21 protein-coding genes are annotated in these 19,377 nt (G+C 60.3%); 7 read left to right on the top strand and 14 right to left on the bottom strand.

All coding sequences use genetic code 11. The features are described 5' to 3' along the window. The first annotated feature begins 62 nt into the window (after positions 1 to 62). Together ACPYOJ_RS14755 and ACPYOJ_RS14750 are read left to right on the top strand one after the other, a co-directional pair. Positions 63 to 917: an SDR family NAD(P)-dependent oxidoreductase gene (locus ACPYOJ_RS14755; RefSeq protein WP_481416917.1), complete on the top strand. Its 855-nt coding sequence runs from the start codon at positions 63 to 65 to the stop codon at positions 915 to 917. Positions 918 to 997: 80 nt separating this feature from the next. Beyond that, complete coding sequence (locus ACPYOJ_RS14750) at positions 998 to 1,639, top strand: LysE family translocator (protein ID WP_481416916.1); 642 nt, start codon at positions 998 to 1,000, stop codon at positions 1,637 to 1,639. Positions 1,640 to 1,646: 7 nt separating this feature from the next. Here the strand turns inward: ACPYOJ_RS14750 and ACPYOJ_RS14745 are convergent, their stop codons facing one another. The 9 genes from ACPYOJ_RS14745 to ACPYOJ_RS14705 all read right to left on the bottom strand — a co-directional run bounded on the left by ACPYOJ_RS14745 (position 1,647) and on the right by ACPYOJ_RS14705 (position 9,249). Next, a complete protein-coding gene (locus tag ACPYOJ_RS14745; RefSeq protein WP_481416915.1) occupies positions 1,647 to 2,900 on the bottom strand; it encodes an RNA polymerase sigma factor in 1,254 nt (417 codons plus the stop codon). Continuing rightward, a complete protein-coding gene (locus tag ACPYOJ_RS14740; RefSeq protein ID WP_481416914.1) occupies positions 2,900 to 3,253 on the bottom strand; it encodes a YciI family protein in 354 nt (117 codons plus the stop codon). The genes ACPYOJ_RS14745 and ACPYOJ_RS14740 overlap by 1 nt, the downstream gene beginning before the upstream one ends. Before the next feature lie 107 nt (positions 3,254 to 3,360). Beyond that, on the bottom strand, positions 3,361 to 4,155 hold the full coding sequence (locus ACPYOJ_RS14735) for an ABC transporter ATP-binding protein (RefSeq protein ID WP_481416913.1): 795 nt from the start codon (positions 4,153 to 4,155) through the stop codon (positions 3,361 to 3,363). Beyond that, a complete protein-coding gene (locus tag ACPYOJ_RS14730) occupies positions 4,152 to 5,033 on the bottom strand; it encodes an ABC transporter permease (protein WP_481416912.1) in 882 nt (293 codons plus the stop codon). The genes ACPYOJ_RS14735 and ACPYOJ_RS14730 overlap by 4 nt, the downstream gene beginning before the upstream one ends. 111 nt (positions 5,034 to 5,144) lie before the next feature. Next, positions 5,145 to 6,098: an ABC transporter substrate-binding protein gene (locus ACPYOJ_RS14725; protein WP_481416911.1), complete on the bottom strand. Its 954-nt coding sequence runs from the start codon at positions 6,096 to 6,098 to the stop codon at positions 5,145 to 5,147. A gap of 89 nt (positions 6,099 to 6,187) precedes the next feature. Further along, positions 6,188 to 7,417 carry a dual-specificity RNA methyltransferase RlmN gene (rlmN, locus tag ACPYOJ_RS14720; RefSeq protein WP_481416910.1) on the bottom strand — a complete coding sequence of 410 codons (1,230 nt, stop codon included), beginning with the start codon at positions 7,415 to 7,417 and terminating at the stop codon, positions 6,188 to 6,190. A 228-nt stretch (positions 7,418 to 7,645) separates the two neighbouring features. Then, positions 7,646 to 8,164 (bottom strand): invasion associated locus B family protein, encoded by a 519-nt coding sequence (locus ACPYOJ_RS14715; protein ID WP_168831686.1) that lies wholly within the window; start codon positions 8,162 to 8,164, stop codon positions 7,646 to 7,648. Between the two features lie 341 nt (positions 8,165 to 8,505). Further along, positions 8,506 to 8,895, bottom strand: coding sequence for a YkvA family protein (locus ACPYOJ_RS14710; protein WP_481416909.1), 390 nt, complete (start codon positions 8,893 to 8,895; stop codon positions 8,506 to 8,508). Between the two features lie 51 nt (positions 8,896 to 8,946). Beyond that, the gene (locus tag ACPYOJ_RS14705) at positions 8,947 to 9,249 is read right to left on the bottom strand and encodes a 4a-hydroxytetrahydrobiopterin dehydratase (protein WP_481416908.1); all 303 of its coding nucleotides are present in this window, start codon (positions 9,247 to 9,249) and stop codon (positions 8,947 to 8,949) included. A gap of 36 nt (positions 9,250 to 9,285) precedes the next feature. Here ACPYOJ_RS14705 and ACPYOJ_RS14700 point away from each other — a divergent pair, with 36 nt between their 5' ends. Then, positions 9,286 to 9,786, top strand: a complete 501-nt coding sequence (locus ACPYOJ_RS14700; protein ID WP_481416907.1) for a low molecular weight protein-tyrosine-phosphatase — start codon at positions 9,286 to 9,288, stop codon at positions 9,784 to 9,786. Here the strand turns inward: ACPYOJ_RS14700 and thpR are convergent. Then, the gene (gene thpR / locus ACPYOJ_RS14695) at positions 9,693 to 10,286 is read right to left on the bottom strand and encodes an RNA 2',3'-cyclic phosphodiesterase (protein ID WP_481416906.1); all 594 of its coding nucleotides are present in this window, start codon (positions 10,284 to 10,286) and stop codon (positions 9,693 to 9,695) included. The genes ACPYOJ_RS14700 and thpR overlap by 94 nt on opposite strands. A 68-nt stretch (positions 10,287 to 10,354) precedes the next feature. Continuing rightward, positions 10,355 to 10,999, bottom strand: a complete 645-nt coding sequence (locus ACPYOJ_RS14690; RefSeq protein WP_481416952.1) for an arylesterase — start codon at positions 10,997 to 10,999, stop codon at positions 10,355 to 10,357. A 54-nt stretch (positions 11,000 to 11,053) separates the two neighbouring features. Between ACPYOJ_RS14690 and ACPYOJ_RS14685 the strand changes: the two genes are divergently transcribed. The 4 genes from ACPYOJ_RS14685 (at position 11,054) to ACPYOJ_RS14670 (ending at position 15,873) form a co-directional block, all read left to right on the top strand. Next, positions 11,054 to 11,761: an ABC transporter ATP-binding protein gene (locus ACPYOJ_RS14685; RefSeq protein ID WP_481416905.1), complete on the top strand. Its 708-nt coding sequence runs from the start codon at positions 11,054 to 11,056 to the stop codon at positions 11,759 to 11,761. Continuing rightward, complete coding sequence (locus ACPYOJ_RS14680; protein WP_481416904.1) at positions 11,758 to 14,301, top strand: ABC transporter permease; 2,544 nt, start codon at positions 11,758 to 11,760, stop codon at positions 14,299 to 14,301. Before ACPYOJ_RS14685 ends, ACPYOJ_RS14680 begins: the two co-directional genes overlap by 4 nt. A gap of 179 nt (positions 14,302 to 14,480) precedes the next feature. Beyond that, a complete protein-coding gene (locus ACPYOJ_RS14675; protein WP_168831693.1) occupies positions 14,481 to 15,212 on the top strand; it encodes a Bax inhibitor-1/YccA family protein in 732 nt (243 codons plus the stop codon). Positions 15,213 to 15,315: 103 nt separating this feature from the next. Beyond that, positions 15,316 to 15,873, top strand: coding sequence for an N-acetyltransferase family protein (locus tag ACPYOJ_RS14670; protein ID WP_481416903.1), 558 nt, complete (start codon positions 15,316 to 15,318; stop codon positions 15,871 to 15,873). Between the two features lie 5 nt (positions 15,874 to 15,878). On the opposite strand, the gene ACPYOJ_RS14665 is transcribed toward ACPYOJ_RS14670, so the two are convergent. The 3 genes from ACPYOJ_RS14665 to ACPYOJ_RS14655 form a co-directional block, all read right to left on the bottom strand. Beyond that, positions 15,879 to 16,274 (bottom strand): DUF2794 domain-containing protein, encoded by a 396-nt coding sequence (locus tag ACPYOJ_RS14665; protein WP_168831695.1) that lies wholly within the window; start codon positions 16,272 to 16,274, stop codon positions 15,879 to 15,881. 276 nt (positions 16,275 to 16,550) lie between these two features. Beyond that, the gene (locus ACPYOJ_RS14660) at positions 16,551 to 17,291 is read right to left on the bottom strand and encodes a DUF1223 domain-containing protein (RefSeq protein WP_481416902.1); all 741 of its coding nucleotides are present in this window, start codon (positions 17,289 to 17,291) and stop codon (positions 16,551 to 16,553) included. A 225-nt stretch (positions 17,292 to 17,516) separates the two neighbouring features. After that, positions 17,517 to 19,377 (bottom strand): aconitate hydratase (locus ACPYOJ_RS14655; protein WP_481416901.1); only part of this gene is annotated, 1,861 nt, incomplete at its 5' end.

Below are 19,377 nucleotides of genomic sequence, written 5' to 3'. Positions count from 1 at the left end.
CAGCGCGACACGCTCACCCATATCACGCAGCATACGACCACGATTGAGGAAGGGTCAGTCCCATGAAGAATATTCAAGAGATTTTCAGGAAGTCCAACGTTGCGGTGATTACCGGTGGCGCATCCGGCATCGGCCTTGCAGCGGCGAAACATTGCGCCAGGGCAGGCATGAACGTCGTCATTGCCGATCTCGGCGGCGACAGGCTTGCGAAGGCTCGCGGCGAGCTTGAAGCCATTGCAGGGCAGGAACATGTGATGGCTGTCGAAACGGACGTTTCCGACAAGACGTCGCTGGAAGCCCTCGAACGCGCCGTCATTCAACGCTTCGGCCGCGTCCACGTGCTCATGAACAACGCCGGCATCGGTCCCGAGACTTCGATCTTCAGCAATCAGGCGAGCTGGGACAATATCCTCGGCGTCAATCTTCTCGGTATCATCAATGGGACGCGCGTCTTCGGACCAGGCATGGTCGCCCACGGCGAGCCGGGGCTTGTCATCAACACCGGCTCGAAGCAGGGCATTACGACGCCTCCGGGAAATCCCGCCTACAACGTCTCCAAGGCAGGGGTGAAGGTTTTCACAGAAGCGCTGCAACACGAATTGCGCAATACCGAGGGTTCGAAGATTTCGGCCCACCTCTTGATCCCCGGCTTTGTCTTCACCGGCCTGACCAAGGGCGATCGCACGGAGAAACCGACCGCCGCCTGGACCCCCGAACAGACCGTCGACTTCATGGTGGAAAGCCTGGGCCGCGGCGATTTCTACATCCTCTGCCCCGACAACGACGTTCCCCGCCCGCTCGACGAGCGCCGCATGGCCTGGGCGATGGGGGACATCATCGAGAACCGCCCGCCGCTGTCGCGCTGGCACAAGGATTATGCCGACAAGTTCAAGGCCTATCTCGAACAGAAGGAATAGGTCGTATTAGAAGGTTTGATTAGACATTTTCTGGAAGCCGGATAAAAGCAATCGACGTTTTCCGGCTTTCAGAGTGTACCATGGACTTCCTGCCGAGCTTTGCCACCCTTCTCGCCTTTGCTGCCGCGACCCTTCTGCTTGCAGCGACACCCGGCCCCGATATGACCCTGTCCATCAGTCGCGCGCTGGCGCAGGGAAAGAAGGCGGCGCTGTTCGTCGTCCTCGGCACGAGCCTCGGCATCGTTGTCCACACGATGCTGGTCGCCTTCGGCATCTCGGCACTGATCACTGCCTCTCCGACGGCCTTCCTCATCCTGAAGACCGGGGGCGCGGCCTATCTCCTTTGGCTTGCCGTCCAGGCGGTCCGCTTCGGTTCGAAGCTGACGGTCGCGAAGGTCGAGGAACCGAAAGGCACGGCACTTTCGAACGTCTCCTCCGGCTTCTGGGTCAACCTTCTGAACCCCAAGGTCATCATCTTTTTCATGACCTTCCTGCCGCAGTTCGTCAGCGCCGGCGATCCGGCGGTCACGCACAAGCTGCTCTTCCTCGGCTTCTGCTTCATTTTGATCGGCATGCCGGTCAATGCCAGCGTCGTCTTCGCCGCCGATTGGCTAGCCTCCTGGCTGCAGAAGAACAGGAAGGTGCTGCGTGGCATGGACTACACCTTCGCCGGCGTCTTCTCGATCTTCGCCTTGAAGATCTTCATGACACAGGGACGATAGAGCCGCCCTATCCGCTCGCAAGCGCCTCGAGCCGCTGCGACAGGAACAGCTTCTCCGCATCGGACTGCGACAGCTCGATCGCCCTGACATAGGCGAGCCTCGCCTGATCGAGCTGACCGGCGCGTGCCAGAAGATCCGCCTGCACGGCATAGAAGGGCTGGTATTGCACCAGGGCCATGGCGATGGGCTTGAGACAGGCAAGCGCCGCGGCCGGGCCTTCAACATAGGAGAGCGCAACGATACGGTTGAGTTCGTAGACCGGGTTGTCGGCGGTGCGGGCAAGCTCGGCGTAGAGCCAGGCGATCTCCTGCCAGTCCGTCTCGGCGAAGTTCGGCGCTTCCGCATGCACGGCAATGATCGCCGCCTGTAACTGGTATGGTCCGGGCCGGCCGCGCTTGAGCGCCCCTTCGATCAGCGCGACGCCCTCCGCGATCCCCTCCCGGTCCCAGAGGCTGCGGTCCTGCGTTTCGAGCGTCAGCATCTCGCCGCCGTCACCGATCCGCGCCGCCCGGCGGGCGTGGTGGAGGAGCATCAGCGACAGCAGCCCCTCGATTTCCGGCTCGCCCGGCCGGAGCACTGTCAGTAGCCGCCCGAGCCGGATCGCCTCGTCGCAAAGATCGGCGCGGATATGGCTGTCGCGCCCCGACGCATATCCTTCGTTGAAGATGAGATAGACGACGGCAAGCACACTTTCGAGCCGGGCCGCCCAACCGTCCGGCCCCGGCACTTCAAAGGCGATGCCGGCCTTGGCGATCTTGTCGCGGGCGCGCACCAGCCGTTGCGCCATGGCCTCATGCCGGTCGAGGAAGGCATCGGCGATCTCCTCGGTCTTCAGCCCGCAGACGGAACGCAAAGTCAGCGCCACGCAGGTCTTCCGGTCGAGCGCCGGATGGCAGCAGGCGAAAATCAGCTTCAGCCGCTCGTCGCCGATCGGATCGGGCTCGTCCGTCACGGGCGATGTGTTTTCGAGTTCGATAAGATGGGTGATCTCGGCCGACTTCGCGTGGAAATTGGCCGAGCGCCGCAGCCGGTCGACCGCCTTGCGGCGGGCGACCTGCATCAGCCAGGCGTTCGGCGAGGCCGGCAGGCCGTTGCGGTTCCAGTGGACGAGCGCGGACTCCAGCGCGTCCTGAAGGCTGTCCTCGGCGAGCTGGAAATCCCGGAACGAGCCCACCAGGCTGGAGAGGAGACGGCCACCGTCCTGCCGGGCGATCCTGTCGATCGCTTCGGCAATCGGGGCCGTCGCCGAAAATTCGCTCATCAGCGGTCGAAGACCATGATCGGCCGCACCTCGACACTGCCCATGGCGGCATGCGGGATCATCGCGGCGTACTTGATCGCGTCGTCGAGATTGGTGCAGTCGAAAATATAAAACCCGCCGAGCTGCTCCTTGGTGTCGGCGAAGGGGCCGTCCATGGTTTCGGTCCTGCCGTTTCGCACCCGCACGGTCGTGGCGGTGGTCACCGGCTGCAGCGCGTCGCCGCCAACCCAGACGCCGTCCTTCTTGTAGGTCTCGGTCGCGACCGCATAACCACTCATCATCTTGCCGAATTCCGGCGAATCCGGCGGCGTGCGCGTGTTCGGGTCCATATAAATCAGCGCGATATATTTCATTTGTCCGTCTCCTCGGGTCAACCATCGCTTGATTGCGATGGTGACCGATAACGAACGGGATGCAAGCGGATCGACATGGCTCCGAAAATATTTCGGTGAAGCTGAGCTCAGCCGATCAACAGCGCGTCGTCGTCCAGCGTCTGGCCGCGCATCTTGCGGAACATCGCGATCAGATCCTCGACCTGCAGGTCCTTGCGGCTGTCGCCGCTGACGTCGAGGACGATCTCGCCGCCGTGCAGCATGACTGTACGGTGACCATAGTCGAGGGCCTGGCGCATGGAATGTGTGACCATCAGCGTCGTCAGCTTGCGCTCAGACACGATCTTGTCTGTGAGGCCCATGACGAATTCCGCCATGCCGGGGTCGAGTGCTGCCGTATGCTCGTCCAGCAGCAATACCTCCGAACCGGCAAGCGTCGCCATGACAAGGGAAACCGCCTGACGCTGGCCGCCGGACAGCAGGTCCATGCGGTCGGCCATGCGGTTCTCGAGGCCGAGATTGAGCTCGCTGATGCGTTCACGGAAATGCTCGCGGCGCTTCAGGCCGAGTGCTGCGACAAGACCGCGGCGCTCACCGCGCCGGGCGGCGAGCGCAAGGTTCTCTTCGATCGACAGCGAGCCGCAGCTCCCGGTCAGCGGATCCTGGAATACACGTGCAACGAGACCGGCACGCGCGGCCGTCGGCTTGCGCGTCACATCGGTGGAGCCGATCGTCACCTTGCCTTCGCTCGGCAGCACGTCGCCCGCGAGCACGCCGAGCAGTGTGGACTTACCGGCGCCATTCGAACCGATGACAGTGACGAAGGAGCCCTGCTCGATCGTCAGACTGATGCCGTTGAGCGCCTTCTTTTCGAGCGGCGTTCCCTTGCCGAAGACAACCTTGATATCCTTGACGCTGATCACGATGCGGCTCCTCCACGGCGAAGACGGGGCAGGATGAGCGCGATCGTCACGAGAACCGCCGTCACGAAATTGAGGTCGGAAGCCTGCAGGCCGATGAAATCGGTCGAGAGCGCAAGCTGAATGGCGATGCGATAGATGATCGAACCGAAGACGCAGCCGATCAGCGCGATCAGCAACCCACGGCGGCCAAGCAGTGTCTCGCCGATGATGACCGCCGCGAGACCGACGACGATCGTGCCGACGCCGGAGGTGACGTCCGCAAAACCGTTGGTCTGGGCAAACAGCGCGCCGCCGAAAGCCACGAGGGCATTCGAGATCGCCATGCCGAGATAGATCTGACGGTTGGTATCGACGCCCTGGGCGCGAGCCATCCGGGCGTTGGCCCCGGTCGCACGCATCGCAAGCCCGGCGTCGCTCTCGAGGAAGCGCCAGACGACGATCACGGCAACAATCACCAGCGCCCCGACGAATAGCGGACGCACGTAGAAATCACGCAGGCCGTGGCCGAAGAACGGGCTGATCATCGTATCGGCATTGATCAGCGCCACGTTCGGCTTGCCCATGACGCGCAGGTTCACCGAGAAGAGCCCGATCATGGTGAGAATCGAGGCAAGCAGATTAAGGATCTTGAAGCGGACGTTGAGCATGGCCGTCACGAGGCCGGCGGCCGCACCCGCCACCATCGCGACCAAACCCGCAAGCCAGGGGTTCACGCCGGCGATGATCAGCACAGCGGTCACCGCGGCACCGAGAGGAAAGGAACCGTCGACGGTCAGGTCCGGGAAATCGAGGACGCGGAAGGCGAGATAGACGCCAAGGGCGACGAAGGCATAGACCAGCCCCAGCTCCACGGCTCCCCAAAAAGCAATCTGACTCAAGGCCCCGCCTTTCTTCTTTCTGCCCGTATTTTCACGGGTCTTAAAATATCAAACCGCCCCCGTTTAGAAACAGGAGCGGCCGAGCGCAATATTAAAGCGCAGACTCTGCAGTTATTCGATGACGCGGTTAGCGCGCTTCAGTACGCCTTCCGGCAACGTGACACCCATCTTCTCTGCCGCCTTCTTGTTGACGACGAGGTCGCTGCCTGCCGCAACCTTGACCGCGATGTCGCCCGGATTTTCGCCCTTCAGGATACGAACGACAATGTCTCCGGTCTGCTTGCCGACGTCGTAATAGTTGAAGCCGAGCGCTGCGATCGCGCCGCGAGAGACGGAGTCCGTATCCGCGGTAAAGAGCGGCAGCTTGCTTTCCTCGGCAACGGCGACTGCGCCTTCAAGGGCCGAGATGATCGTGTTGTCGGTCGGCACGTAGATCGCGTCTGCCCGGCCGACGAGCGCGCGGGCAGCCCCCTGGACCTCAGCCGATTTGGTCGCCGCGGATTCCACCACGGTGAGGCCAGCCTTCTCAGCTTCCTGCTTGAGAACGGCGAGAAGGGAAACGGAGTTCGCTTCACCGGAATTGTAGAGATAGCCGATCGACTTCACGTTCGGCAGAATTTCCTTGATGAGCCCGATATGCTCGGCAACCGGCGACATGTCGGAGAGGCCGGTAACATTACCGCCGGGCTTGTCCATGTCCTTGACGAGCTGCGCGCCGAGCGGATCAGAAACGGCGGTGAACACGACCGGGATGTCGCGCGTTGCCGAAACGACGGCCTGCGCCGAAGGTGTGGAGATCGGCACGATGACATCAGGATCTTCACCGGCGAACTGGCGGGCAATCTGGGCGGCGGTCGCCGGGTTGCCCTGGGCCGATTCAAAAAGGAACTTGAGGTTCTCGCCTTCCTTGTAGCCGGCAGCAGTCAGCGTGTCCTGGACGCCCTTGCGAACGGCGTCGAGCGCCGGATGTTCGACGATTGCCGTCACGGCGACGGTCACGTCTTCGGCCTTGGCGGGCAGGGTGAGGGCAAGGGTCGCCGCAACGGCGAGCAAAATCGAACGCATATCAGTCCTCCATCGATGATAGGCGCTTCTAGGAAAAGCGAACCGCCTTATCAACCGCAAAGAACTGCTGGAAGGATCAAACTTCCTGATCAGTCATCCGCGCCGTGATTGGCGATCATCATTGCCTCGAAGGCCAGCCGCTCCGTCTTGCGCATCCGTTCGGATTCCGATTTCAGCTGCCCGCAAGCGGCGAGGATGTCGCGGCCGCGCGGCGTGCGGATCGGCGAGGCATAGCCCGCAGAATTGATGAAATCGGCAAACTTTTCGATCTGCGCCCAGTCGGAGCATTGATAGTTGGTGCCCGGCCATGGATTGAACGGGATCAGATTGATCTTCGCCGGTACCCCCTTCAGCAGCTGAACGAGCCCCTTGGCATCTTCCAGGCTGTCGTTGACGTCCTTCAGCATGACGTATTCGAAGGTGATGCGCCGGGCATTCGAAAGCCCCGGATAGTTCCGGCAGGCTTCGATCAGTTCCTTTAGCGGATACTTCTTGTTGATCGGCACCAGGATATCGCGCAGATCATCGCGCACGGCATGCAGGGAGATTGCCAGCATGACGCCGATCTCCTCGCCGGTACGGAAGATTTCGGGCACGACGCCGGAGGTCGATAGCGTCACGCGGCGCTTCGACAACGACAAACCGTCACCATCGGTGGCGATCAGCAGCGCCTGCTTCACGGCATCGAAATTGTAGAGCGGCTCGCCCATGCCCATCATCACGATGTTGCTGACCTTGCGGCCTTCGGCCGGCATGATCGTACCCTGCGGCGCTTCGCGGTCCGGGAAATCGCCAAGCCGGTCGCGGGCAAGCAGGAGCTGCGAGAGAATTTCCTCGGCCGTCAGGTTGCGCACGAGACGCTGCGTCCCGGTGTGACAGAAAGAACAGGTCAGCGTGCAGCCGACCTGGCTCGAAATGCAGAGCGTGCCGCGACCCTCTTCCGGAATATAGACGGCTTCGATTTCGACGGGCCGCCCCGCACCGCGCGCCGGAAAACGCAGCAGCCACTTGCGGGTGCCGTCGTTGGACACCTGCTCTTCGACGATCTCGGGACGGGCGATGGTGAAATGCTGCTTCAGCATCTCGCGCATATCCTTGGCGACATTCGTCATGTGGTCGAAGTCGGAGATGCCGCGCACATAGATCCAGTTCCACAGCTGGGAGACGCGCATCTTGATCTGCTTTTCCGGCACGCCCTTTTCGCGGAGCGCATCGCCCATCTGCTCGCGCGAAAGCCCGATCAGCGAGGGCTTCTCATCGCCGGGCTGCGCGCGCGGCGCCTGCGGCTTGGTAACGGCCATAGCATCCATGACGGACATAGTCTCTTATCCCGAAATCAAAACTGGACGCATCCCGGTAAGCCGGAAGACTTGGCGGGCGGCATCGGCAGTTCGCAGAAAGTTGAATGCGGAGCTGCGATCAAGGCCGCATTCATTCCGCTGTTGCGCCGGGCTTTATCATCATTTTCCCCGCGCGTCACTATAGATGGAAACGGCAAAGGCCGGCGCAAGGCCGGCCTTCAACTTTGATAGAGAGAATAAGACGGCTTACTTGCAGCTTTCAATCTGCTTCAGCGCGGCCGAGATGCCCGACAGCGAATAGCTGTAGGACGTGCCGGTGCCCTTGCGCGAAACCGCCGTTACCGTCATCGAGTGGCCGCCCTTCATGGCGGCGACGAGGGCAGGCTCCTGCGCGGCATTCTCGACCCAACCGGCCTTGTCCTTGGTGAACATCACGAAGGTCTTGTTGTCGATCGTCACGTTGATCTTCGAGTTTTCCTTGACGGTATAGCCCATCATCGCCTGCGGCTCGTAGGAGATGTTCTGGCCCGGCCGCTGCGACACGATGAAGAAGTTGTCGCCATGGTCGACGCCGGCCGGCTGCTTGGTCGTCGGCACCGAAAGCACGTAGCACACGTTACCGTTGCCTTGCTTGTAGGAATAGGCGCCCCAAGCCTGGAATTGTTGAATGCGCGTAGGTGCAGCAGCAGCCTGCTGCTGCGCTCCTGCGGCTCCGGCCGTGATAACAACGAGTGCGAGAGCGGGTACGATACGTTTTACTAACATGGATTTCCTGCCGGTTCTTGCGATTCAGCGCCCTGTCGGAGCGAGCGGCATCTTCGTCACGATGTGGTCTATTTTGACTTAAGTCAGGTTACTAAAGCGTCAACGGAGGCTGCGAACCGTCCCCAGCTGTGCCATTCCTGGCCTGACCGTCCAACAATCGACGCGTTTTCGCCTCGCAACGATAGTCTGCCCGGATGGCGTGATGCCATCCTTTCGAGAAAATTTAAGACATAAAGATTCGGGCAAGAGTTTGACCTTTCAAAAATACCGCACCGGGTCATTAAAGCACTGGAAACCCGGGGAAGAATTGAGCGTCAAAGGCAACGCAGAACCGAACGGCCTCAGACCGTTTTCATGCCTTCCGGCGGGTCGGCAAGCGCACGATCCGCCGCTTGGTAATGCTTCGGCTTCATATGGCTGTTGACTATCGCCAAAGCTGCTGAGAGCACGGCAATGTCGTCCGAAAAGCCGACGAGCGCAAAAACATCCGGGATCGCGTCGAAAGGCAGGATGAAATAGGCGAAAGCTGCAAGCAGAATACCGCGGACGCGCGCCGGCGATTCAGGATCGAGTGCGCAGTAGAAGCCCGCGACGACATCGCGCGAAAACGGAATCTGCCGCACCGCCCGCTTAAAGGTCGGCCAGAATTTCTTCCGCACAACTCTCTCGCGGCGGCTCTGGGTATCTTCATCCCCGGGCAGCAGGATCTCACCGAACTTCACATCGTCCATTCCGGTCTCCCTTCACGTACATGCGAAGATATGGTGATGGTGTCATCGGATTCAATCGATCTGTCCGGCTGCCTTGTCCATCGCCTTGGCCAGCTTGAAGTCGAATTCCGACAGCCCTCCAGCATCATGGGTGTTCAGCTTTACCTCGACCCTGGAATAGACATTGAACCATTCCGGATGGTGATTAAGCTTTTCCGCCGCGAACGCAGCCTTCGTCATGAAGCCGAAGGCTTCGACGAAATTCTTGAATTTGAAGGTTTTCGAAATCGATGCGGCTTGCTCGTCCAAAGACCACCCCGTCAATCCGGCAAGCTGCGCCTCGATCGCATTTCGTTCCAGTTTTTCCGGTTTCATGGCATCGTTCTCCTATCTCTTCCTTCAGGTCTCTTCATGAAACGCTTCAGTATTCTCTTTGTTTGCATGGGCAATATCTGCCGCTCTCCTCTCGCCGACGGAATCTTCGCTCATGTCGCAAGGCAAGCCCGTCTTGCCGATCGTTTCAAGATTGATTCAGCGGGGCTCGGTGGCTGGCACCAGGGCGCCCAGCCCGACAAGCGCTCAATAGCAATCGCAAAGGCCCATGGCATTGACATCACCGGGCAGCGTGCACGCCGTATCCGTCTCGAGGATTTCGAAGAAGCCGATCTTATCCTTGCAATGGACCGAAGCAATATGGCCGCGCTTCACGCAATGGCGCCGGAAGCAAGCAACATCGAGCTTTTCGGCGAGTTCGCGCTTCAGACCGGCGAAGACATCCAAGACCCGTACTACGGCGGCCCGGACGGTTTCGAGCAGGTCTATGCGAGGCTCTTGACTGGCTGCATCGCGCTGGTGGGTAAGCTTGGCGCGGACCAAGCCTCGCTCAGCGGGAATACTTCCTCGGTCAGATAAGGCCCGCCACCGACCGATTCCCGCGACGAAAGCAGCACGAACCGCGAAACGGTGAAGGATGACGTCTGGAAGTTGCCGCGGCCGGAAAGGTAATGCACGACATCATCGACACGCGAGGATTTCAGCCGCGCGAGCGTAACATGCGGCGTGAACTTCCGTGGATCCGGGGCCAGGCCGATCCGCTGGCACATGCGCTCAATCTCAGCCTGAAGGGCGTATATCTCCGGCGAAGAGGAAACGCCGGCCCAGACAGAATGCGGCTTCTTCGAGCCAAAGGAGCCGATGCCGTCGAGGCGGATCTGGAATTCGGACCGGTCGATCCGGTCCAGGCGCTCAACGACCTCGTCCGCTGTGCGGCCATCGACGTCGCCGATGAAACGCAGCGTGATGTGGTAATTCTCCACATCGATCCATCTTGCACCAGGGAGACCACCGCGCAGCAAGGAAAGGCTCATTGCCGCATTGCGCGGAATTTCGAGGGCGGTAAACAGTCTCGGCATAACGAGCACTCCCCGAATCTTTTGCAGGTGCTCACACGGAATCACGCATTCGGGAGACGCGCAAGCCCCTATTTCTTCAAAGAAGAAATCGTCCCGATGAATTGCGTGACCGCCGGCTCGATCTTCTGAACCATCACATCGATGCCCTTGGCATTCGGATGCATTCCGTCTTCAAGCTTCAAACTCGCATCGGTCACGACACCATCGAGAAAAAAGGCGTAAAGCGGGACCTGGTATTTTTCGGCGAGCTTTTGGTAGATCGGATTGAACCGCGCAGCATAGTCCGCTCCCATGTTCGGAGGCGCCAGCATGCCCACAAGCAGCACCCCAATCCCGCGTTCCTTTAGCCGGGCAATCATCGCATCCAGATTTTTTTCAGTCTCCTCCGGCGGAATGCCGCGCAGCGCGTCATTGGCCCCGAGCTCTAGGATTACGCCGTTCGTGCCATCGGGAATGGACCAGTCGATGCGCGCCAGCCCGCCGGTCGTCGTGTCGCCGGAAACCCCGGCATTGGTGATCGAAACATCGACCCCCTTCTCTTTCAAAGCAACCTGCAGCTTCTCCGGAAAGCCGTCACCGGGCGGCAGCTGATAGCCTGCCATCAGGCTGTCGCCGAAACCGACAAGATTGATTGTGGAAGCATTGGCTGTCGTCCCGAAGATCAACGACGAAACAATGACGGCGATGTGAAACGCGGCAACTTTAAATCTCATGCTGCCTTCCCTAGATTGGCAAAGTCGTTGACGTTCATATAGGGCGATTTTCTGTTGGCAAAAACCATCATTGAGCTCAAGCAAGCGGATTTGACGCTGGGCAGTGCCGCAGCCTCCGTCCATGTACTGAAAGGCATCGACCTTTCGGTTGCGGCCGGCGAATCCGTCGGCATCGTCGGGCCCTCCGGTTCGGGCAAGTCCACGCTGCTGATGGTGCTCGCGGGCCTCGAAAAGCTCGATAGCGGCGAGATCAATGTCAACGGGACACCGCTGCATGCCCTGAGCGAGGATGAAGTCGCAGACTTCCGCGGCCGCAACGTCGGCATCGTCTTCCAATCGTTCCATCTGATCGCCAATATGACGGCACTCGAAAACGTCGCCGTTCCGCTCGAGCTGGCAAACGTGCCGAAGCCCTTCGAAATAGCACAACGCGAGTTGAAGGCCGTCGGCCTCGGCGAGCGTTTGAATCACTATCCCGGGCAGCTGTCCGGCGGTGAGCAGCAACGTGTCGCCATCGCCCGGGCCCTTGCACCCTCACCCGCTCTCCTCATAGCCGACGAACCGACCGGCAATCTTGACACCGACACCGGCCGCCAGATCGCCGATCTGCTGTTTTCCAAGCAGGCCGAGCGCGGCATGACACTGCTGCTCGTCACCCACGATGTTGCGCTTGCCAGCCGCTGCTCACGGCAAATCAAGGTCCGTTCCGGCCAGATCGAAGGCGACAGCGCCGATCGCCGGTCCGAAGCGGCCATAGCATGAAGCTCGTCACGCCCCGCGCTTTGTTGGCCCTTCGACTCGCCCTTCGCGAGCTTCGCGGCGGCCTCAAGGGCTTTTACATCTTCCTTGCCTGCATCGCGCTCGGCACGGGCGCCATCGCTGCAGTCAACTCCGTCTCCCAGTCGATCACCGATACGATCGCATCTCAGGGCCAGGAGCTGCTGGCGGGCGACTTGCGCTTCGAGCTGAACAATCGCGAAGCAACCCAGCCGGAGATGAATTTCCTCCGAGGCCTTGGCCAGGTCGCTGTCTCGACCGGGCTCCGCTCCATGGCGCGAAAACCCGATGGCTCGGATCAGGCTCTCGTCGAAGTCAAGGCGGTGGATGATGCCTATCCGCTCTACGGCAAGTTCGTAGCCGAACCGAACTATCCGCTTCCCGCCCTTCTTGCGGATCAGAACGGAACCTATGGCGCCGTTGCAGCACCTTTGCTGCTGGAGCGGCTCGGCCTTTCGGTCGGCGATGAGATCCTGCTCGGCAATGCGACGCTCAGCATCACCGGCACGGTAAAGACCGAGCCGGATGCAATTTCGGAAGGTTTCGGATTCGCACCGCGACTGGTGGTTAGTCGCCAGGCGCTGATTGCGTCGGGGCTCATCCAGACTGGCAGTCTTGTCGAGCATGTCTACAAGATCAAGCTCGACGATACCGCCGGCCGCAATGGCATCCGCGAACGCGCCGATAAGGAATTCCCATCGGCGGGCTGGTCGATCCGGACCAGCGACCGCGCGGCGCCCTCTCTCACCGAAAACATTACCCGCTTCTCCCAATTCCTCACACTCGTCGGCCTCACCGCGCTCATCGTCGGCGGCGTCGGCGTCGCCAATGCCGTCCGTGCCTTTCTCGATTCGAAACGCACGACGATTGCGACTTTGAAATGCCTCGGGGCGCCTGCGGTCGTCGTGGTGCTTGTCTATCTGTTCCAGATTGCGATCATCGCCTTCGCCGGCATTCTCATCGGCCTCGTTCTTGGCGCCTTGTCGCCAATGCTCGCGGCACAATTCCTCGCGCAATTCCTGCCGGTTTCCACGGAGCCAACGCTCTATCCGGGCGCGCTGCTGCTTGCTGCGGTCTTCGGCTTGCTGACGATGCTCGCCTTCGCGATCTTGCCGCTCGGTCATGCCCGCGAAGTGCCCGCTACGGCGCTCTTCCGCGAACAGGGATTTGAGGCGCGGCATCTGCCTTCATGGCCTTATATTCTGCTTGCCGCGCTGTTCATGGCAGCGCTGGCCGGTCTTGCCATTGTCACCGCCTATGACCGGTTCATCGCCGTGATCTTCGTCGGCGCCATTATCTTCGCCTTCGTGATCCTGCGTGGCGTGGCGGCGCTGATTGCCTGGTTCGCCAAGCGCAGCCCGCGCGTCAATTCGCCGGCGCTGAGGCTGGCGATCGGCAACATCCATCGCCCCGGTGCATTGACGCCTTCGGTCGTTCTCTCGCTCGGTCTCGGGCTTGCATTGCTGGTTACCTTGACGCTGATCGACGGCAATTTCCGCCGGCAGCTGACCGGCCGCATGGCCGAAGGCGCACCGAACTTCTTCTTCGTGGACATTCAAAGCGCCGAGGTCGAGAACTTCCGCAATCTGGTCGGCAAGCAGGCGCCGGAAGGAAAGCTCGTCGAAGTTCCGATGATGCGCGGCCGTATTTTGGCGCTGAACGGCAAGGACGTGGCCAAGATACAGGTGCCGCCGGGCGGCCAGTGGGTGCTGCGCGGCGACCGCGGCATCACCTATTCCGAATCCATACCGGAGAACGCTTTGCTCACAGAGGGGAATTGGTGGCCCAAGGATTACAGCGGCGAGCCGCTCGTCTCATTTTCCTCGGAGGAAGCCAAGGAACTTGGCTTAAAGATCGGGGATACCGTCACCGTCAACGTATTGGGGCGCAGTCTCACGGCGAAGATTGCAAATCTTCGGAAGGTCGATTGGGAATCCCTTTCGATGAATTTCGTCATGGTGTTTTCGCCGAATACGTTCCGCGGCGCTCCCCATGCATGGCTGGCGACGCTCACCGACCCCTCGGCGACCCCTGCCGAAGAAGCGGCAATCCTCAAATCCGTCACCAATACCTACCCGACGATTACGACGGTGCGCGTCAAGGATGCGATCGACATCGTCAATACGCTCGTCGCCCAGCTTGCAACTGCAATCCGCGCTGCAGCCTCCGTTGCGCTCATTTCCTCCATTCTCGTGCTTGCAGGTGCTCTTGCCGCCGGCAACCGGGCACGGACACATGACGCGGTCGTCCTGAAGACGCTCGGCGCGACGCGGGCAATGCTCATTCGCGCCTTCAGCTATGAATATCTCATCCTCGGCATGGCAACCGCCATTTTCGCGTTGATTGCCGGGGGAATCGCTGCCTGGTTCATCGTCAGCCGCATCATGCACATGCCTTCGACCTTCCTGCCGGATGTTGCCGTCCTCACGCTGGTGACCGCGCTGGTCCTGACCGTCGGCATAGGGCTGATCGGCACCTGGCGAATTCTCGGTCAGAAGGCGGCACCCGTTTTGCGCGAACTCTGAAACAGACGATCGACGAAATCCCTTCACGTTACGCTGATTTAACCCGATCCGGGGTTGCAAGACACTTGTTTGGAAAGCGCGAAAGGCTCATATTGTAGCCAGGCAAGCTGGAGCTCCGCAGCGGCGCCTGGGCAGTACAGCCCGACACCGTATTCCATCGGAGCTTTTAAGAGGAAACTATGGCTGACCTTCGTAATAACTACCAAAGCCGAGTGCAAACTGGCGAGATGATCGACCAGGGCCTGCGCTCTTATATGCTCAAGGTCTACAACCTGATGGCGCTGGGTCTGGCGATCACGGGTGTGGCCGCTTATCTCGGATTCAACTTTGCTGTTCAGGACAACCAGCTCACGCAGTTCGGCGTGCTCCTGTTCCAGTCGCCCCTGCGCTGGGTCGTGATCCTTGCGCCTCTTGCGGTCGTCTTCTTCCTGAGCTTCCGCATTAACAGCATGAGCGTGGGCGCCGCGCAGACGACCTTCTGGGTCTACGCCGCACTGGTCGGTCTGTCTCTGTCGTCGATCTTCCTGGTCTATACCCAGTCGAGCATCACGCAGACCTTCTTCGTGACCGCCGCTTCCTTCGGCGCGCTGTCGCTCTATGGGTACACGACCAAGCGTGACCTGTCGGCGATGGGCTCGTTCCTGATCATGGGTCTCTTCGGTTTGATCATCGCGTCGATCGTGAACATCTTCCTGGCCTCCTCCGCAATGCAGTTCGCGATCTCCGTGATCGGCGTTCTGATCTTCGCAGGCCTTACCGCCTATGATACGCAGCGGATCAAGGAAATGTACTATGAAGCCGATGGCGCTGCCGTTGCCGGCCGCAAGGCGATTATCGGCGCGCTGACGCTCTACCTCGACTTCCTCAACCTCTTCATGTTCCTCCTGCAGTTCATGGGCGACCGCAAGTAAGAGGCAACGACATATCGGAAAAGGCGGCTTCGGCCGCCTTTTTTGTTGCGCCTCGAGTGGCGGAATGGTTTCTAGGAGCGCCTCTCAATCACCGGCCGACGCAATGCTCTTCTCCCTTCGTGACGCGACACCTTCCGACCTTCCCGCAATCACCGAAATCTATCGCGACTCTGTCCTCAATGGGGTGGCGAGCTACGAAATCACGCCGCCCTCGGAAGATGAGATGGCGTCCCGTTTCCTCGCCAATACCGGCCTTGGATACCCCTATATCGCGGCAATCGATGAGAGCGGAACGCTGCTCGGCTATGCCTACGCTTCAGCCTTCCGGACCCGGCCGGCCTATCGCTGGATGGTCGAGGATTCGATCTATCTCGCCCCTGCCGCCCGTGGCCTCGGCATCGGCAGCGCATTGCTCAGCGAACTGATCTCACGCTGCACCGGACTCGGCTTCCGCCAGATGATCGCGGTCATTGGCGGCGCCCACCCTGCTTCGATCGCGCTCCATCGCACATTGGGCTTTGAAGACAAGGGATTGCTGGAGGGCACGGGGTACAAACATGGCCGCTGGCTGGATACGATGATCATGCAGCGGCCGCTCGGCGATGGCAAAGCCAGTGATCCCGATCCGTCAGTCTACCCTGGGACGCTGTTCAAAGGTTGATACGGTCACTTCTCGACGAGTTTGAGCACCTTGTCGAAGACCTTCAGGACCTGCTGCAGGTCATGACCGCGCTTCAGGATCATACCGTTCGTGTTGATCACCGAATAGGCACCCTGCTTGGCAGCAAGCTTCGGATCTTTTTCGATCCGGAAAAGCGGCATCTCTCCTGAACGCTTGAAGACGGCAAAGACGGCTTTTTCCTTCAAATGGTCGATCGCGTAGTCTTTCCACTCGCCCTCGCCGACCATTCTTCCGTAAATCCACAAAATGGCATCCAGCTCCCGACGATTAAAAGTCACTGGCAAGGGGTCTTTGCTCTGCCTGTATTCCCTTAGATCGACGACGACCCTGTTATCGGCGGCATGGGCGTCGCCATGCCGCAAATCCGGCTGATCTGCCATCAGTCTCCCAGGCCTCCGGTTGTGACAGGGAGACGACAGTTTGCCCGAGCCATCTCAAATTGCAAGTGTGGAGCCCATCACATTCAACATATGCTGTGCAATCTCCCGAACGCCGTATTTCAGTCAAAACAGCGCCTCATTTCCGGGAGAAGTTCACTCAATTGATTTGGCGCCAGCGCCAAAAGGCCCGGCTGAGCGTATCGACCTTAACCCCAGCCCCGAATACGACCAGCCGGGCCGCCCTGTTTTCAACCGCTTCTCAGCAGAAGAAAACAATCAGATATTCTTGCCTGCCATGATGACTGTCGCGCCAAGAATCGCGGCTGGATCGCCGTCCGCCGTTGCGGACTGAAGCAGGATCGCGCAACCTTCCAGTCCCGCCTTCTCCATGACCGTCGCAGGCAGCGTCATACTCGTCGCCTTGCCGTTCCACATCCCCACGGTTTCGATATCGCTGACACTGTGGAGATAGGAGATCTTCTGGCCGCTGTTTTCGCCTTTTTCGACGTCGATCGTCTTTTCCTTGTCGAAATAGACGAGGACGACGTTGGCTTTACCCTCGCCTGCGCCGACTTTGATCTCCAGTTGGTCGCCGCGCATCTGCGCCTCGACCGGCACCATCAGGCCTTTGCCTTCCGTTGAAAAAGTATCGATCTTGTTGTTTATGGCAGAGAGATCCGCCCCCGCCAAATGGTCGCGGCCGTTCACTATCACCTGCGGCGTATAGACGTTGCTGCGTCCCAGCATCCGCGCGTAACCGTATTGGCGGTCAGTGTTTTGCTTGGAGCTCAGCGTGTCCGTCCAGCCGAGATAATTCCAGTAGTCCACATGATAGGCGAGGGCGATCACGTTGTCCTGGCCTATAAGCTTGCGGAACACGGCATCGGCGGGAGGGCAGGAAGAACATCCCTGGGATGTAAACAGCTCAATCACGCCTTTCGGCTTGCCGTCCTGTGCATAAAGCGGCGTGGCCAGCACCACGCTGGCAACCAGCGAAATCAAAAAACGCGCGGACATTCACCTGCACCCCTTCTTCAGAGCCCGGCAGCCATTTCGAGGCGCAGGTTCTGTCTTATCACCGTACGAATAGTCTTTCCGGCTACAAACGAAAAGTCACGAAGGGGTGAGACATCCCCCGCCGCTCCCACAGCCGGAACACAACGGCGTGAACCTCCTTGCCACAAAGGAAAAGCCGCCGAAGAGCCCTCTCCGGCGGCCACTATCTACAATGCGCCTTAATAATTAGGCAGCGAGGTCGCGCAGAACTGTCTGCAGGATACCACCGTTGTTGAGGTAGACGACCTCATCAAGCGTATCGACGCGCGACAACAGCGGAACGTCCTTCACCGTGCCGTCACTGTAGGTGATCTTGGCGATCTTCTTTTCGCGCGGCTTGATGTTCTCCAGGCCCTCGATGGTGACGATTTCGTCGCCCTTGAGGTTGAGGCTCTGCCAGGTCGTGCCCTCTTCGAAGACGAAGGGGATGACGCCCATGCCGACCAGGTTCGAGCGGTGGATGCGCTCGAACGACTGGGCGATGACAGCCTTCACGCCGAGAAGGTTCGTGCCCTTCGCAGCCCAGTCGCGCGACGAGCCGTTGCCGTACTCGACACCGGCGAAGATCACCAGCGGAACACCCTCTGCCTTGTACTTCATGGCAGCGTCGTAGATCGATTCCTCTTCCTTCGACGGATAGTGGATGGTGTAGCCGCCTTCCTTGCCGTTCGGCCCCAGCATGTGGTTCCGGATACGGATGTTGGCAAAGGTGCCGCGCATCATGACTTCATGGTTACCGCGGCGCGTGCCGTACTGGTTGAAGTCCGCAACGCCGACGCCGTTGCCGATGAGGTAGGAGCCTGCCGGAGACGCCGCCTTGATCGAACCGGCCGGAGAAATGTGGTCGGTCGTGATCTTGTCGCCGAACAGGCCGAGAACGCGAGCGCCCTTGATGTCCGAAGTGCCGGAGCCCTTCTTGCCCATGCCGACGAAGTACGGCGGGTTCTGCACGTAGGTCGACTTGTCGTCCCAGGCATAGGTCTTGCCGGCCGGAATATCGACGGCCTGCCAGTTGGCATCGCCCTTGAAGACGTCCGCGTACTTCGTTTCATAGAGCTCGCGGGTCACGTACTTCAGGATGAACTCCTGAACTTCCGCGGAGGTCGGCCAGATGTCCTTGAGGTAGACCGGCTTGCCGTCCTTGTCTTCGCCGAGCGGCTCCTTGGTCAGATCCTTCTGGACCGTACCGGCGAGCGCGTAGGCGACGACGAGCGGCGGGGATGCCAGGTAGTTCGCCTGGACGTCCGGCGAGATGCGGCCTTCGAAGTTGCGGTTGCCGGAGAGCACGCCCGAAACGATCAGGCCCTTGTCGTTGATCGTCTTGGAGATCGGTGCCGGGAGCGGGCCGGAGTTGCCGATGCAGGTCGTGCAGCCGAAGCCGACGAGGTTGAAGCCGAGCTTGTCGAGGTCGGCCTGCAGGCCGGACTTGGCAAGGTATTCGCCGACGACCTGGGATCCCGGCGCCAGCGAGGTCTTGACCCACGGCTTGGTCTTCAGGCCCTTGGCAACGGCGTTGCGGGCGAGAAGGCCGGCAGCGATCAGCACCGACGGGTTGGAAGTGTTGGTGCAGGAGGTGATGGCGGCAATCGCAACGTCGCCGTGACCGAGGTCGAAATCGGTGCCTTCGACCGCATAGCGGTTGGAAAGCTGGCCCGGCTTCTTATAGTCGGCGTCCATCGAGGTCGCGAAACCGGAGGCGATGTTCTCGAGAGCGATACGGCCTTCCGGACGCTTCGGGCCGGCCATCGACGGAACGACGTCGCCGAGGTCGAGTTCCAGGGTGTCGGTAAAGACGAGATCCGAGCCGTCGCCGTCGCGCCACATGCCCTGGGCCTTGGAATAGGCTTCGACGAGCGCGATGCGATCCTTGGAGCGGCCTGACATGTTCAGATAGTTGACCGTTTCACTGTCGACCGGGAAGAAGCCGCAGGTCGCGCCGTATTCCGGACCCATGTTGCCGATGGTCGCGCGGTCTGCGAGCGGCATGTTGTCCATGCCCGGGCCGAAGAATTCCACGAACTTGGAAACGACGCCCTTCTTGCGCAGC

The sequence above is a fragment of the Rhizobium sp. SVR5-9E genome (assembly GCF_056755095.1).
This window is presented reverse-complemented; position numbering and strand designations above follow the sequence as displayed.

Bases quoted from the DNA above. Each gene is read 5' to 3' on its own strand.
- ACPYOJ_RS14755 (WP_481416917.1), top strand. From the start codon at position 63: ATGAAGAATATTCAAGAGATTTTCAGGAAGTCCAACGTTGCGGTGATT.
- ACPYOJ_RS14750 (WP_481416916.1), top strand. From the start codon at position 998: ATGGACTTCCTGCCGAGCTTTGCCACCCTTCTCGCCTTTGCTGCCGCG.
- ACPYOJ_RS14745 (WP_481416915.1), bottom strand. From the start codon at position 2,900: ATGAGCGAATTTTCGGCGACGGCCCCGATTGCCGAAGCGATCGACAGG.
- ACPYOJ_RS14740 (WP_481416914.1), bottom strand. From the start codon at position 3,253: ATGAAATATATCGCGCTGATTTATATGGACCCGAACACGCGCACGCCG.
- ACPYOJ_RS14725 (WP_481416911.1), bottom strand. From the start codon at position 6,098: ATGCGTTCGATTTTGCTCGCCGTTGCGGCGACCCTTGCCCTCACCCTG.
- rlmN (WP_481416910.1), bottom strand. From the start codon at position 7,417: ATGTCCGTCATGGATGCTATGGCCGTTACCAAGCCGCAGGCGCCGCGC.
- ACPYOJ_RS14715 (WP_168831686.1), bottom strand. From the start codon at position 8,164: ATGTTAGTAAAACGTATCGTACCCGCTCTCGCACTCGTTGTTATCACG.
- ACPYOJ_RS14710 (WP_481416909.1), bottom strand. From the start codon at position 8,895: ATGGACGATGTGAAGTTCGGTGAGATCCTGCTGCCCGGGGATGAAGAT.
- ACPYOJ_RS14705 (WP_481416908.1), bottom strand. From the start codon at position 9,249: ATGAAACCGGAAAAACTGGAACGAAATGCGATCGAGGCGCAGCTTGCC.
- ACPYOJ_RS14700 (WP_481416907.1), top strand. From the start codon at position 9,286: ATGAAACGCTTCAGTATTCTCTTTGTTTGCATGGGCAATATCTGCCGC.
- thpR (WP_481416906.1), bottom strand. From the start codon at position 10,286: ATGCCGAGACTGTTTACCGCCCTCGAAATTCCGCGCAATGCGGCAATG.
- ACPYOJ_RS14690 (WP_481416952.1), bottom strand. From the start codon at position 10,999: ATGAGATTTAAAGTTGCCGCGTTTCACATCGCCGTCATTGTTTCGTCG.
- ACPYOJ_RS14680 (WP_481416904.1), top strand. From the start codon at position 11,758: ATGAAGCTCGTCACGCCCCGCGCTTTGTTGGCCCTTCGACTCGCCCTT.
- ACPYOJ_RS14675 (WP_168831693.1), top strand. From the start codon at position 14,481: ATGGCTGACCTTCGTAATAACTACCAAAGCCGAGTGCAAACTGGCGAG.
- ACPYOJ_RS14670 (WP_481416903.1), top strand. From the start codon at position 15,316: ATGCTCTTCTCCCTTCGTGACGCGACACCTTCCGACCTTCCCGCAATC.
- ACPYOJ_RS14665 (WP_168831695.1), bottom strand. From the start codon at position 16,274: ATGGCAGATCAGCCGGATTTGCGGCATGGCGACGCCCATGCCGCCGAT.
- ACPYOJ_RS14660 (WP_481416902.1), bottom strand. From the start codon at position 17,291: ATGTCCGCGCGTTTTTTGATTTCGCTGGTTGCCAGCGTGGTGCTGGCC.